The sequence below is a fragment of the Clostridium estertheticum genome (genome assembly GCF_018861295.1).
Classification (GTDB): domain Bacteria; phylum Bacillota; class Clostridia; order Clostridiales; family Clostridiaceae; genus Clostridium_AD; species Clostridium_AD estertheticum_D.
Genome location: NZ_JAHLDM010000018.1, coordinates 13,814 through 27,790, shown reverse-complemented (window position 1 = coordinate 27,790; position 13,977 = coordinate 13,814). Strand labels below are relative to the sequence as shown.

Below are 13,977 nucleotides of genomic sequence, written 5' to 3'. Positions count from 1 at the left end.
CTTATGAACGATTTTAACTTTTTTGACGCTTATACAGGAGTTAAAAAAGATTTTAAAAAAGAATATTTTTATGCTGCTATAGTATCTGCAAGTTTAGTCTTATTAATTATTTTTACATATGCATTTAATTATTTTAACATAAGTAAGTTAAATTCTGAAATTACGAATATACAGCAAAATTTAAATTCAAAAGAAAACATTGCTAAGTTAGATGATATAAAAAATGAAGAAAAAAAGTTAGCTATAATGAACAAGTACTACGGTGTAGTATCCAATATCAGTGAGGGTATAAATAATAAAGAGTTTGTAGGTAATAAAGTGATAGATAAAATAAATTCCTGCGTTCCGCAAGGTGTAGATTTTAAAGTTATGACTTTAGATGCGAATGGAGTGCAAATTCAAGCTGAAGCAAAAGATCGAGAAATAATAGCGGTATTTGAGCGTACTTTAAGAAATTTAGATTTTGTAAAAGATATTTACATTGATAGCATAAATTCTTCATTGACAGATAATAAAAAGTTTACTTTTAGTGTGAAATGTACGTTAAAGGACGTTGATAATTATGAAGGTAACTAAAAGAGAACAAGTATTAATAGGGGTTTTATTAATAGTGTTATTATGTTATGGGTTTTATAATTTTGTTTTTTTGAAACAAAATCAAAAGATAACTGAATTAAAAGCTAGTAAAGATTCATATTCGCAAAAATGGGAGTTAGCTAAATCAAAGATAACGTCAGAAAATGAAAGAAAAGAACAATATAAAAATTTGAATTCTAAAATATTTAATGCAACAGGGATGCTATTTCCATCACTAGATCAGGAAAAAATCATTGTGATATTAGATAAAATGATTAAAGATAGTAAGCTTCAAGCAGATGTATTAGCTTTTTCAGAAGTAAATAATGGAAACAATCTTGTAGATACGACAAAAACTGTAAATAATGAAGACAAAAGCAAAAATACTACAAATGAATTAGACAAATTAGTAAACGACTTTAATGGAACTTCTAAAAACGGAACTAATAGTAATAGTACTGATAGTAAGAAGACTAATGACTCAAAGATTATTGGCGCATATAAAATGGAAGTTACACTTAAATTTAAGGGTGTGTATGATGAACTTATAAGTTTTATAGAGCAAGTAGAAAATTACGATAAAAAGATAATTATAAAAAGTATAACACTAACTGGGGCTGAGGGCAGTGAAGTATCAGGAACTATTATATTAGACTTTTATGGTGTTCCTAAGCTCAATAACAACGATGATTTTAAGTGGGATTATAAAAAACCTATCGGTAGTGAAAATCCTTTTTTTCAAAGTCCAACTACATCACCAACTAATAATGAGATAACATCAAAAAATGGGGATAAAACTGTTGCAAAAGATGAAAGCACTGTAGCAAATGATGATAACAAAAGTGATTTTGTTTTATATGCAAAACCTAAAACATCTGATTTGCATACTGTAACAATAGAAAAGGGAAAAGATGATTCAAAAAAATCATATATTTATGTTGATAATGCAGGAGTAGAGGTAGTAGAGTTTTATTTTACTCAAATTGGAACTAAATATTTTTATAAATATAAAACAAGTAAAGGAACATATCCTAAAGACTTTAGTAAGCCTATTGAATTTGTACCTACTGGAAAAAATATAGTTCTAGACATTTTTTCACAAAAAAGAGGCTTAGGCTCAGATTTATCAGGAGTAAATATTAATATTACGAATGATACTGATAAAAAGGTTGATGTTGATATTTTAGATGATGATAAAAATAAACCACGAGTGAAAATACTAAAACAAATAGGTGATATTTTAGTTGTTAGAAATTACATTCAATATGTTAATAAGTGAATAGAGGTAGTTAGAACTTTGAGGTGATTTTATTTTTAATTTGTCTTGAGAGGTGATATAAGCTATGGTATCTAAAATAAACAAGGGATCTGCCCTATTTTAAGATGCAGACACCAATAATAAGATACACAATGATAAAACATAAGTAAAAGACAATTAGGATAAAAGTATGCTTGGGCTGTATGTCGTGAAAACTACACGTACAGCTCCTAGGCGAGGAAGCTGGAGTAATTCCTCTGCCTTAGCCGACGTAGGGTAAGTACGGTTTCGTGGAGGAGTATGGGTGATAACGCTTTCGTTTACTTAAGGAAATAGTTTTTGTTTAAATTTATATGAAACACTAGAATGAGATTAAAGAGTTATTTTGTATGATTTTGAAAAGAAGGTGTTTGGTAATGGTAATCAAGTTCAAAAAAAAAGGAGCTGCATTAGTTACTGTATTAGTAGTGTTTGCTGTAATTGCGATAATTGGCGCAACTACATTAATGATATCAGTATCACAAGCTAAACAAACCCAGGTAAGTGTAAATTACAATCAAGCATATTATTTGGCACGTTCTTCGGTAGAAATAGTAGCAAAGGACTTAACGGATAGAATAAATTCATTAAAAAATATCAAAACAAGAATAGACAATCATAATAATAAAACTGGCACTAGTGCTGATTTGACATACCTTAATAGCTTAATTGACCAATATAATATAGAAAAAAAATTTATAGAAGATAATATTATAGGTAAAACAATAAATTTAACAAATACAAATGGATACGCAGCACCAAGTGTAAAAGTATCTAGCAAATCTATTAGTGGTTATAATTACATTTATATCGAAGTTTTAATGACAGTGGGGAATGCTACTGCTACAGCAAAAGCTAACTTGTGTAGTATTGTTAATAATAATCCACAAACAATTAATTTTATAACAAGTACAACAATAGGAAAAAAAACAACTAATACTGTTAATAGTATATCATTAATATATGACACCTTTTCAGTTAACAAAACATGGGTTAAATAATGCTTATTTGAATTATGTTAATGGAGGTTACAGATATGAAATTAAATGAGAAGAAAAAAGGCATGACACTAGTAGAAATTATAATCAGTATGTCAATCTTTGGTATATTAGTTGTTGTATTTTTAAATTTGTTTTTAACAAGTTTCATAATGATTAAGCGATCAGGCGATAGAACAATTACTTCAGTTGCAGCTTCTACTGAAATGGATAAGGTAATTAACAATCCACTAAATTATTCAAGTTCCAATGTTGTTAAACAAGCCATAACTAGCACTAACCCAATAACTATAACTTATCAGGACAATTCAATAAAAAAAATTATTGGATGTCAAGTAATGGTAACCACAGCTGATACTAAGGGGCATACTATTGTAATAAAGGGGTTCTTACCATGAAAAATAGGTATGGATATTTGACAAATAACAAAGTGAACATAAAGGAAGTTGCTAAAATTAAACGAGGGTTCACTTTGATAGAACTAATGATATCAATAGCTTTGGTTTCATTGGTTTTAGTAGCAGCATATTCATTTTTGGGGACAACAAATAAGTTCTTTAATGTAAATAGCAAACGTGCAGATGCTCAGTCACAGTTAAGATTAATTATGGATGGGTTAAAGAAAGAGGTTGGCACCTCATCAATAGTAAAGATAACCTCAAATCCATCTGTAACACCAGGTTCAACTGAACGAATGTTTTACAGTGGAACAACATCAGGGTCTTCATGTACACTACTGCTTAAAACAACTGGAGGAATAGCTTCTGCATTTGGTAATATGCAATTAAAGTCTTTTTCAATAACGTTTAGTACAAGTGTTGCTACACCTAAAATGCTTACTGTTACTATGTCAACATCTGAGGGCTACTCATTAACAGGAACAATATTGGCACCTAACGTAAGCAGTATTGGTGGAGTACTAACAGGGAATACCATTACATGTTTACCAGCATTAACTGTTATTCCTACTACTCCTACTAATCCTTATAATGATTTGCTTGATTTTGAGAAAAATATGTTTAATATTGTTGATCCAAATGCTGCAATTAGCTTTAGTAATATCAACTTTAGTCCATCAACTGGTGCTAATATATTAATTCAAGGTAAAACAGTAGTATTTTCAAATTCGGGAAATAATATTCATGGAAATATTGCCATTCAGGCTGATACACTTACATGGGGTAGTACTGCAACATCAAGCTCATATGATTGCTTACTTGATGTAAAAAAATTTATAGGTTCTCCTAATGGCTTGAACTCAAATAATTACGGACCTGATGCTTTTCAAACACCTAGTTGGAATGGGGTGGTACCTCCTCCAGCGGGAAATTGTAATTGGCACATAATTAGTGCTTATCCTGATAATGCATATTGGAGTTATATACTTACCAAGTCAAATAATACTAAAAGTGTTAAAACTATGACAGTAAGAACAATAAGGAATGATATCGATTTTACTGACATAACTCTTAATCCAACTTTAGGTAGTTCACCAAGTTCACCAATTCATTATTTTAAGGGTTCGCCACCTTATAAAATAATAGATAATAAACTACCAAATTGTCTCGGTAATATAAGTTCTACACAAAATGTCGACAATAATAAATATGAATATATTATTTGCCCAGGTGATCTTACAATTGATATTAGTCATACACAAAATATTAGTCCACGAAGCTTTGATTTTAAAGGTGTTATATATTGTAACGGGACAGTGACTATTAGTAATTTAGATTCTAATTTTAGTGGTATAATTATTGCGAAAAATTTTATTGTAACTTCAGCAAGTACTCAAAATTGGAATGTATCTTTTAATAATAATACAGTTAGTAATACTCCTGGAGATATTACTGGTCTTACTAACATTAATGCCATCCTAAATAAAATAACTACAAGTCCTTGAGCAAACTCAATCGTTCCTCCCTAGTTACGCTGCATCCATTTATTGGAAACAAGTGAAAAGCAAGCTCCCCACAATGGTGACTGTCACTTGTCGAAAACTGCGTAGCAAACGAGCACAGTCTCTACTGTGCTCCAACTGTTCCCGTAAGTACCCCTGGGGTGAAAATTTACCAATAGCAAGCAGATTAATAAATCAAAGACATGTCAATACTTCTAAATGAGGTGAGGGCATGTCTTTTAAAATTACGTGGAAAACACATATAATGTGTATAATAATAGCTTTTGTAACTGTGAAACTCCTGGGAAGCAGCACAGATAATATACTTGATAACTTTTTTCTTAAACCATATATCTTTTATCCCACTGGAAACTTAATCATTAACTTTTGTTTATATGTACTACTTTTAATGATTCCTATATCAATTGTTCATGAAAGTATTCATGGACTAGCATATAAGATTTTTGGTGGCAAAGTTAAGTATGGATTTAAGGGGATTTATGCATATACGCAAGAAATATCTGGGATACCTATAGATCGCACTAAATTTTTAATTATTCTTTTATCACCATTAACAGTAATGTCTATTGCTGCGTTGCTGTTACCTAGTTGGCTAGGGGGCATAATATTTCTTCTTAATTTATTAGGTGCTTCAGGGGACTTGTATATGTCTTTTAAACTTATAAGATATGACTCTAATAGTAAGATAGTTGATAGAATATATGGATTTGATGTAGTTTAGAAAAGTCATGGATTGATCTAGCAATTCATTGCACTTTTCTGGTTATTATTTATCAGTGTCGTATCAGTGCAAAGGTAAATTAAATATGGAAATAAAAAGATATTTACAGAATAGCTATAATTGTACTTATGTGAGTAGTGTATAATGAAATTGTAAATATGGCAGAAATTACGTTTGAAAATAATGGATCTGTTTCTGATAATTACGATATAATACGTGGAGATTTATTCTTAAAGATTTCTAATGGAAGTAAAATATACTGTTCCAACAATGAAATATTGGGAATATAGTGACATAGATATAATGCAGGATAAAATGTATCCGCTACTACCACTACAGGTATTCAAACTTAGATATTCAAACTTAGATATAAAATGGAACAAGTGAAAAATAAACATGGCGAAGGAAGTTTTGAACTTAAAGAAACTATTATGGAGGCAAAAAAAATATCAGAAATAATATCTAAAGAAGGCAGTCAATTATTTAATAGTGGAGAAATAGACGGGGATGACTTACACAGAATATTATTAGCAGTAGCAAATTTATTTGAATATCTAAATACTAAATATGGTGAGGATGTAAAATTAAATGAGGAGGTGCGTAGTATGACTAAGACTTTGTATGATCCGGCTGTAGAACAAAAGGGAATAGAAAAAGGAAGAGAAGAAGGAATGGAAAAAGAAAGAAAGCAACTAATACTTAAGCAGTATAGTAAGGGTCTTTCTATAGAGTATATTGCAGAGATAAATGATTTAGATATTGAATATGTTAAGGCTGTAGTAAAAAATAATATTCAATAGCGAGCGCAGAGGGTGTCTTAAATGACATCCTTTTTACTCTTTACCCCAGGATTTCAAACGATTTTTTCGAATTTCTTATACTGAAGCAAGCTCCCCACAATGGTGACTGTCACTTGTCGAAAACTGCGTAGCAAACGAGCACAGTCTCCGCTGCGCTCCAACGGTTCCCGTAAGTACCCTTGGGGTGAAAATTTTCTTATATCAATTTTTATGATTATTCCTTAATTATGTTTACAAGTTCTATTTTATAATTTCCATCAGGGGATTCCACTTCAACTATATCTCCTATTAACTTTCCAAATAATACTTTTCCTATTGGAGACTCAATACTAAATTTACCATTTATTATATCTACTTGAAGTGTTGTTACAAGTTCTATTTCTTCTATATCATCACTGCCCTCAAATTTTATCAGCAATTTATTGCCTATGTTTGCACCAGCAGTTTTACCAATGACGTCATCCATAATTTCAGCACTTCTAATCATTTTTATTAAATAACCCATTCTTCGAAAGTTATCGTACATATTTGATTTTGCAGCTTTATATTCAGCATTTTCACTTCTATCACCATGAGCCGCAGCTACCATTTTTTCATGGGCAATTTCCATTGTTAGTGGTCCTTTGCGATAATCAAATTCTTTTTGGAGCTTTTCAACATCCTTTTTAGTAAGTTTATTATTCATTTTTTCATCTTCTTTTATTTCATATTATTAAATGTTCTTATATGTTAAATAATACAATTATAGCACAGTTTAATTTTTATTAGAAATGTAATAGTTTAGTAACGTAAGTTATAATTTATTATGATATAATCATAATGATTTTATAAGATTGCTATCGATGTATTATCGCTTTATCATCTAAAGTAGGGGGAGATTATATGAAAACAAGTAAAAAAATAAGCCGAATGTTATTGTCTTTAATTATAGTTTTAGGGGTATCGGTTTCAAGTATAGGTTCCTTAGTGTATGCAAATCAAATAAACGCTAAAACCAAAACAGGTTCTGTTTCTTTATTTGGAGGTAATAGACTAAAACAAAGTAATTATATTCAAAATTTTAGTAATGTTTACACTAAGGCAACAATGAATAAATCTGAAGCCGTGGTTACTTATAATGTGACTACCATTGATGAATTTAAAGCAAAAGTAAATTATGCTATATCTAATAGAGTTTCTGAGGTAAATATTAATTATACAGGGTCTAAAAGTGTTGGCGATAGTATTAACTTTATGCAAGATACAGTCTTGACAGCAGTTAAGACAGCTGGAAATGACTATGAAAAGAATTTATTAAAATCATATGCTTATAGCATTACAGATTTTGGTGATAATGAATTCAATGTAGTATACACATTTGATTATCTAGAAAGCAAGGAGCAAGAAAATCAGGTAAAGGCAAAGGTCAAAGAGATGCTCGGACAAATAATAACATCTGATATGACGGAAGGTCAAAGAGTAAAGGCTATAAATTCTTATATTTGTAAAAAGCTATCTTATGACACAACACATACTAACTTTTCTGCTTATGAGGGGTTACTTGGAAGTGGTAAAACAGTATGTCAGGGCTATGCATTACTAGCATATAGAATGCTAACAGATGCAGGTCTTCAGGCTAGAATAATAACAGGAGCCGCATATAATGGTAATGATAGTGAAAGTCATGCTTGGAATATGGTAATGGTAGGGGGTAGTTGGTATCACTTGGATACGACTTGGAATGATCCTTTACCTGATGTAAATGGAAGAGTAATAGAAACATATTCTTTATGTAGTGATGCAGAAATGAGGTTAGATCACAGTTGGGACAAGACTTTATTTCCGTTAGCTTCTAAAAAATATAATGTATATACAGATACTGCTGTACCTAAAATTTTGGCGGCAATGCAGAAAAGTGTAACATTAAAGTCTTCTTATGTGTCAGTTGCAAATGGTAAAGTTTGTGTGAAGGGATTATTAGCAGGTGACATAATAAATGTTTACGCTGTAAATCCTGCCTTAACAAAAGGTGCGAAAGCAATATCTAAGGCAACTGTAAGTAAAGGATATTCATATTTATTTGCTGCATTTAAGACTACTGCAAGCAAGCTTTATGTGACTAGAACCTCTGTCAATAAACTAGAATCAGTTGCAATTACGACAAAAAATAAATAAGAAATCTATAAAAGATAGATCGATATCTTAAACAACTATATGTTCCCATTTTGATAACAGATTATAAAAAATTTGTTGTAAGAAAGGGGGCATTTTTATGTCTAAAAATATTTAGAGCAATTAATCATTGAATTGAATACTAATGATAGTATAGTAAATAAAACAAAAAATAGAATTTGAAAATTTGAAACAAGGAGGTATCGCTAATGGGTAAAATAATTGAATGGAAAAAAGAAGAAGCTAATAATAAGGTTATAGAAGATATTGAAGAGGACTCTTTGTTACTTATTCATCAATTTGTTAAAGCTTATTATGAGGACGAGAAACAAGAAGAGATCCATCCTTATGAAATAAATGGTTTTGAAGTAGGTCTGATTTCATATCTTAATCTTTTAGAGAAGGGACTATTGCCAAGCATCATTAAAAACATTAATGTTCTAGCTGTTAATAAATTTGATAGGCTTTCAAAATTATTTCCAGAAGTTGATATTCCACAAGAGTTTTATATTGGATTTCTTAAAGGGTTCTGTAGCATTTATGATAAATATATGTAGTAATTAATGGGGGGCAAAATAAAAAACAAGTCTTACATTATTAATGTCAGACTTGTTTTTTACTTAGTTGTTTTTTCTACTGATTCAGCAAGACATTCATCAATAACATCTTTACTAATAACAAATTCATTTTTGTTATTCATATAGTTTTCACTTCCTTTCTCATAAATAAAGAATACCATAACTATGTTAAAAGGATATTAAGAGAATATTAAGATTAAGAAAACTTTATTTATATTTGAAACTCTAAAATAGACATATTAGACCAAGCATTATGGTATAATATTGCATATAAAACAAGCTTCAAAATATTATAAATATAGATTAAGTTTTATTGCTTAATTAAGGGAGGAATTATAATGTTATATAGAAAGTTTGGAAAGACAAATGAAATGGTTTCAGCTTTGGGGTTTGGGTGTATGAGGCTTCCAATTCTTCCAGGAGGAGATCATTCCCAAATAGATGAGGAAAAATCAATGAAACTTGTCCGCTTCGCAATTGATGAAGGTGTTAACTACATAGATACTGCCTATCCGTACCATGGAACAGGTAATGGTAGCGGAGGAGCAAGTGAGCCGTTTGTAGCAAAAGTGTTGAAAGATGGATACCGAGAAAAAGTAAAACTTGCTACAAAACTTCCTAGTTGGCTTGTAAAAACAAGAGAAGATATGGATAGATTCTTAAATGAGCAATTAGAGAGACTTGAGACAGATAGTATTGATTTTTATTTAGTACATGGTCTTAATGTTAAAACATGGTCTGTGCTTAAAGATCTTGGAATTTCTGAATTTTTAGATGCAGCTATAAAAGATGGAAGAATAAAATATGCAGGATTTTCATTCCATGATAAACTTCCTATTTTTAAAGAAATAGTAGATTATTATGATTGGTCATTTTGTCAAATTCAATATAATTATTTAGATGAGGATTTTCAGGCTGGAACAGAAGGCTTAAAGTATGCATATCAAAAGGGCTTAGGAATTACAATTATGGAACCGCTTAGGGGAGGAAAACTCGCAGCTAATCTTCCCAAAGAGGCTATTAATGTCTTTGATAAAGCGGACGTAAAAAGAACGCCAGTGGATTGGGCTTTAAGTTGGGTATGGAACCATCCAGAAGTATCAGTTATATTAAGCGGAATGAATGAAATGAAGCAAATTGTAGAAAATATAAAAACAGCAAGTATGGCTAAGGTTAATTCATTAACAGACGAAGAATTAAAGATAGTTACCAAGGTTAAAACCGTTATTGAGGAAAAAGTAAAAGTTAGTTGTACAGCCTGTGAATATTGTATGCCATGTCCAGCGGGTGTAAATATTCCTAAAAACTTCACTTTTTATAATAATCATTTTATGTTTGACAAAGAGGAGAATTATTCTTTAGCAGTTCCAAATAAAGAAAAAGCATCAAATTGCGTAGAGTGTGGTAAATGTGAAACTCATTGTCCTCAAGGAATTTCAATTCGTGAAGAATTAAAAAATGTTAAAGCGTTATTTGAATAGAATATAAGAAATTAATACTGGCCTATCATAACTATTTTATGATAGGCCAGTGTTTTTAGCTGGCACAAATCTAAAATTTTATAAATATTAGGTTCTAATTTCTAGAAAAAGGAGTAATAATTAAAGTAGATGAATTTATTAAAATAAAGGAGACTTTATGAAAAAAAAATCTTATCTATTTAGAAATAAGAATTTTTCTGAATTTAAATTCGGAAAAGTAATTATTATTTTTTTTGTAATAGTTAGTGTAATTATATTTTTTCCACATTTCTTTAGAAATACTTATGTAGTAACAATTGAGAGTAAACGAATAATAAAACATGACAATAAGGAGACGTATTTAATTTATACTGAAATGCAAAATGGCGATATAAGAGTATTTAAAAATGATAATAGTATATTAGAATTTAAAATACTATCAGAGGATATGTATTGGGGACTTATAATTAATAAAAAATATGAAATTAAAGCATATGGACTGAGTATACCAATATTTTCATCTTATCAAAATATTGTAACAGCTAAAGGGGTAAAATAGCATTCTATCTTACCCTCTTTTATAAACTGCCTATTTTGCTTCCTATAACATAGCCTACAATACCTAAAATTAATGTACAGAGAATATATATAAAAGCATTTAGTTTTTCTTTTTCCTTAAATAGGTTAAAGCCTTCATACATAAAAGTTGAAAAAGTTGTGTATGCACCCAGGAAGCCATCCCCTAGGAGCAGTGTTATATTACTGCTTACTCCAATTGTGCTTACAAAACCAAGCAAAAGGGCACCTGTAATATTGATTATAAAAGTTCCTATTGGAAAAGAGTGTTTTGATTTTTCACTTATAAATTTACCAAGGCTATACCTAACCAAACTACCCGCGGCGCCACCGACTGCTACTAACACGTATGTCATTAATTATACCTCCTACAGCTCATCCTAGCCTACATCACTAGGGTTTCTTCTAGTTATAAAAACCGGAACTACCTCTCTTGCGACTATAACCCCAAAGTAAGCGGCGGAAAGTCCGAACATTGCTGAAAAACCTATATAAGATATAGAAGAATAATAGTTTCCTTGGTTTATAAGATTTACAGTCTCTTTGCAAAGTGTAGAAAAAGTTGTGAAGGCACCCAAGAATCCGGTAGCAATTCCTAGTCTTATATCAGAATCCATCTCATAAATCTCAAAGGCAATCGTTAGTATAAGTGATAATAGAAAAGTACCAAAAATATTGATTAGCAAAGTATTTATTGGTATAACCTCTTTATAATGATAAATGTGTATGCTTTTTATAACATATCTTAATATAGCCCCCAACATACCACCGATGGCTATAAATGTGTACTTTTTCATATTTTTAATTACTCCTTTAACAAAATCTATTTTATTGAAGTTTCAATTTCAGCTAGTTTAGTGTCTATCTCCTCTTTCGATATAGCGCTTAAAAATGTAAAATTGCAGTTTAATGCTCCTTTTAAATTTTCGAGTGCTTCTTGAGGTTTATTTAAATTTAGCAGAGTAGATGCATAGTAATAATAGGCTGATGGAAAAGAGGGCTTCTCTAACATTAATTCTTCATATAGTTTTAAAGACTTATCATATTCACCTAACATATAATAGGTAGTTGCTAAATTATCTATTATGCCTGCGTTTGATGAATTGAATTTATATGCTTCAAGATTTATCTCTAGAGCTTTAGTACAATTATTTTGTAATAGCAAAAAGTAACCTAGATTTTGATATATAATAGAAGATTTATATTTATTATATAATTTCATAAGGATATTAACTGCTTCATCTATATTATTTCTTTTCCACAAGACAATTGATATATTGAGCTTTATATTAATTTCATCATCAGCAGTTACTTTTTTCTTTGAAAGTTGGTTCAATAAATTTTCTGACTTATTTAAGTCACCTCTTAAAAGCAAATAGTATATGTAGTATAATTTTATTTTCATAGGTGAGAAATTTACATTATAGGCCTTTTCGAAGTATTTATAAGCTTCATCAATTTTATTCCTTTTATATTTATTGCTTCCAATATAATAAATAATGGTTGCAAGATTCATGCGTACTAAATATAAAATAATAAAAAGAAAAGCTAATAATTTATTTATAACTATGAAGATAAATAATGCTAAAACAAAAGCTATAATATTCATACATTTTTTTAAACTCATTTTATAACACCTTCTTATTGTATATTTATTATAACTCAAAAACCTAATATATTGCAATAAACTGTTTAGAATCACAAAATATTTTAAAGGTCCTTATTTAAATCAAAACAGTTATAAAATTTATTTTATAACAGGAACTTTTGTTGAATGATATCCTTTACAAAACCTTAAAAAGGTATAATATATAATATAAGGTTAATAATGGAGTATATAATTAAATTTAAAAATATACCCCATCAGATTTTGATTTCTTTGAATATATAGATAAGTAATTTATAATATAGAGAGGAAGGTAAATCAATGAAAGATAAAGAAACTACACTAAGAATAGAGATAAAAGATGAATCTAATATAACTATAAGTGAAATGTCTGGTATGGAAGAAATTTCACTTATACACACCAAAAAATATAAAAAGGGGGATAAAGTTTGTTTTACTAATTTATCTGGTAATAAATATTTAGTTATTAATATAGATAATGAATTATCAGAAGCGTTAATATATGTTCCGGGAAATATACTAGAATTTTCTATACCGTTTGGGGATGATTCCATACCATATTCATTATGTTCATTTAAGGGTAGTAACCATACTATTGATATGCGTATTGCGACAAATGAAGAAATTTATTGTTATAGAAATCTTGCGAAAAATGTAATGGATAAGAGTTGCAATACAACATATTATCCTCATGTTAAGGAAAATATTGAGACTAGGAATGAGGCGATTTTTGCTGCTCGAAATACAATTGATGGGAAAACAAATAATCAGGGGCATGGAGTATGGCCATATGAATCTTGGGGGACAGGGCAAAGAGAAGATGCAGAGCTATTTCTGAATTTTGGTAGAGAAGTAGAGGTGGATAAAATTGCTTTATACCTAAGAGCAGATTTCCCACATGATACTTATTGGAATGATATAACAATAGTATTTTCTGATGGAACCCAAAAGAATGTACGGCCTATAAAAACCAGTGATGCTCAATCTATTGAGTTTGACAAAAAAAGAATTAGTTGGGTTAAATTAATGGATTTTAAGATGGCTGATGAACTATCAGAAATTGCGGCGCTAACAGAAATTGAAGTTTATGGTATTGATATTAACGGAGATAAGAAAAATAGTGATATATTTAACTGATTAAAAAATGAAAACAAGAGATAATGCAAATTCAACAAGAAATATGTCAAATTCTTACTTTACAAATTTGCGGTTTTTGTGTATTATAGTATCTATGTTCAAATATTATAAATATTTGTTAATAATATGTTTGAA

17 protein-coding genes are annotated in these 13,977 nt (G+C 29.7%); 13 read left to right on the top strand and 4 right to left on the bottom strand.

The genetic code is table 11. The features are described from left to right. The first annotated feature begins 3 nt into the window (after positions 1 to 3). The 8 genes from KPL54_RS16695 (at position 4) to KPL54_RS16665 (ending at position 6,313) form a co-directional block, all read left to right on the top strand. Positions 4 to 576 (top strand): PilN domain-containing protein, encoded by a 573-nt coding sequence (locus tag KPL54_RS16695; protein WP_216107639.1) that lies wholly within the window; start codon positions 4 to 6, stop codon positions 574 to 576. Then, on the top strand, positions 563 to 1,855 hold the full coding sequence (locus tag KPL54_RS16690; protein WP_216107638.1) for a hypothetical protein: 1,293 nt from the start codon (positions 563 to 565) through the stop codon (positions 1,853 to 1,855). Before KPL54_RS16695 ends, KPL54_RS16690 begins: the two co-directional genes overlap by 14 nt. Before the next feature lie 395 nt (positions 1,856 to 2,250). Beyond that, on the top strand, positions 2,251 to 2,874 hold the full coding sequence (locus KPL54_RS16685; RefSeq protein WP_216107637.1) for a hypothetical protein: 624 nt from the start codon (positions 2,251 to 2,253) through the stop codon (positions 2,872 to 2,874). Between the two features lie 35 nt (positions 2,875 to 2,909). Beyond that, a complete protein-coding gene (locus KPL54_RS16680) occupies positions 2,910 to 3,269 on the top strand; it encodes a type IV pilus modification PilV family protein (protein WP_216107636.1) in 360 nt (119 codons plus the stop codon). Continuing rightward, positions 3,266 to 4,774: a PulJ/GspJ family protein gene (locus tag KPL54_RS16675; RefSeq protein WP_216107635.1), complete on the top strand. Its 1,509-nt coding sequence runs from the start codon at positions 3,266 to 3,268 to the stop codon at positions 4,772 to 4,774. The genes KPL54_RS16680 and KPL54_RS16675 overlap by 4 nt, the downstream gene beginning before the upstream one ends. Positions 4,775 to 5,003: 229 nt before the next feature. Next, a complete protein-coding gene (locus KPL54_RS16670) occupies positions 5,004 to 5,513 on the top strand; it encodes a DUF3267 domain-containing protein (protein ID WP_216107634.1) in 510 nt (169 codons plus the stop codon). A 158-nt stretch (positions 5,514 to 5,671) separates the two neighbouring features. Beyond that, a complete protein-coding gene (locus tag KPL54_RS26570; protein WP_268037510.1) occupies positions 5,672 to 5,803 on the top strand; it encodes a hypothetical protein in 132 nt (43 codons plus the stop codon). Between the two features lie 84 nt (positions 5,804 to 5,887). Further along, entirely contained in the window at positions 5,888 to 6,313 is a 426-nt protein-coding gene (locus tag KPL54_RS16665; protein WP_253203515.1) for a hypothetical protein, read from the top strand. 214 nt (positions 6,314 to 6,527) lie between these two features. Here the strand turns inward: KPL54_RS16665 and KPL54_RS16660 are convergent, their stop codons facing one another. Beyond that, a complete protein-coding gene (locus KPL54_RS16660) occupies positions 6,528 to 6,998 on the bottom strand; it encodes a GreA/GreB family elongation factor (RefSeq protein WP_216107633.1) in 471 nt (156 codons plus the stop codon). A gap of 197 nt (positions 6,999 to 7,195) precedes the next feature. On the opposite strand from KPL54_RS16660, the gene KPL54_RS16655 reads away from it, so the two are divergent. From KPL54_RS16655 to KPL54_RS16640, 4 genes are all read left to right on the top strand, one after another. After that, positions 7,196 to 8,467, top strand: coding sequence for a transglutaminase domain-containing protein (locus KPL54_RS16655; RefSeq protein ID WP_216107632.1), 1,272 nt, complete (start codon positions 7,196 to 7,198; stop codon positions 8,465 to 8,467). 206 nt (positions 8,468 to 8,673) lie between these two features. Beyond that, positions 8,674 to 9,021: a hypothetical protein gene (locus KPL54_RS16650; RefSeq protein ID WP_216107631.1), complete on the top strand. Its 348-nt coding sequence runs from the start codon at positions 8,674 to 8,676 to the stop codon at positions 9,019 to 9,021. A gap of 359 nt (positions 9,022 to 9,380) precedes the next feature. Continuing rightward, positions 9,381 to 10,523, top strand: coding sequence for an aldo/keto reductase (locus tag KPL54_RS16645; protein WP_216107630.1), 1,143 nt, complete (start codon positions 9,381 to 9,383; stop codon positions 10,521 to 10,523). Between the two features lie 157 nt (positions 10,524 to 10,680). Further along, positions 10,681 to 11,061, top strand: coding sequence for a DUF1523 family protein (locus KPL54_RS16640; protein WP_216107629.1), 381 nt, complete (start codon positions 10,681 to 10,683; stop codon positions 11,059 to 11,061). A gap of 19 nt (positions 11,062 to 11,080) precedes the next feature. Here the strand turns inward: KPL54_RS16640 and crcB (KPL54_RS16635) are convergent, their stop codons facing one another. From crcB (KPL54_RS16635) to KPL54_RS16625, 3 genes are read right to left on the bottom strand one after another with little or no spacing between them, the layout of a single operon-like run. Next, on the bottom strand, positions 11,081 to 11,434 hold the full coding sequence (gene crcB / locus KPL54_RS16635; protein ID WP_216107628.1) for a fluoride efflux transporter CrcB: 354 nt from the start codon (positions 11,432 to 11,434) through the stop codon (positions 11,081 to 11,083). Positions 11,435 to 11,458: 24 nt separating this feature from the next. Further along, a complete protein-coding gene (crcB, locus tag KPL54_RS16630) occupies positions 11,459 to 11,875 on the bottom strand; it encodes a fluoride efflux transporter CrcB (RefSeq protein ID WP_216107627.1) in 417 nt (138 codons plus the stop codon). Positions 11,876 to 11,901: 26 nt separating this feature from the next. Then, a complete protein-coding gene (locus tag KPL54_RS16625) occupies positions 11,902 to 12,705 on the bottom strand; it encodes a tetratricopeptide repeat protein (RefSeq protein ID WP_216107626.1) in 804 nt (267 codons plus the stop codon). A gap of 300 nt (positions 12,706 to 13,005) precedes the next feature. Between KPL54_RS16625 and KPL54_RS16620 the strand changes: the two genes are divergently transcribed. After that, on the top strand, positions 13,006 to 13,842 hold the full coding sequence (locus KPL54_RS16620) for a DUF7402 domain-containing protein (protein WP_216107625.1): 837 nt from the start codon (positions 13,006 to 13,008) through the stop codon (positions 13,840 to 13,842). Positions 13,843 to 13,977 lie beyond the last annotated feature (135 nt).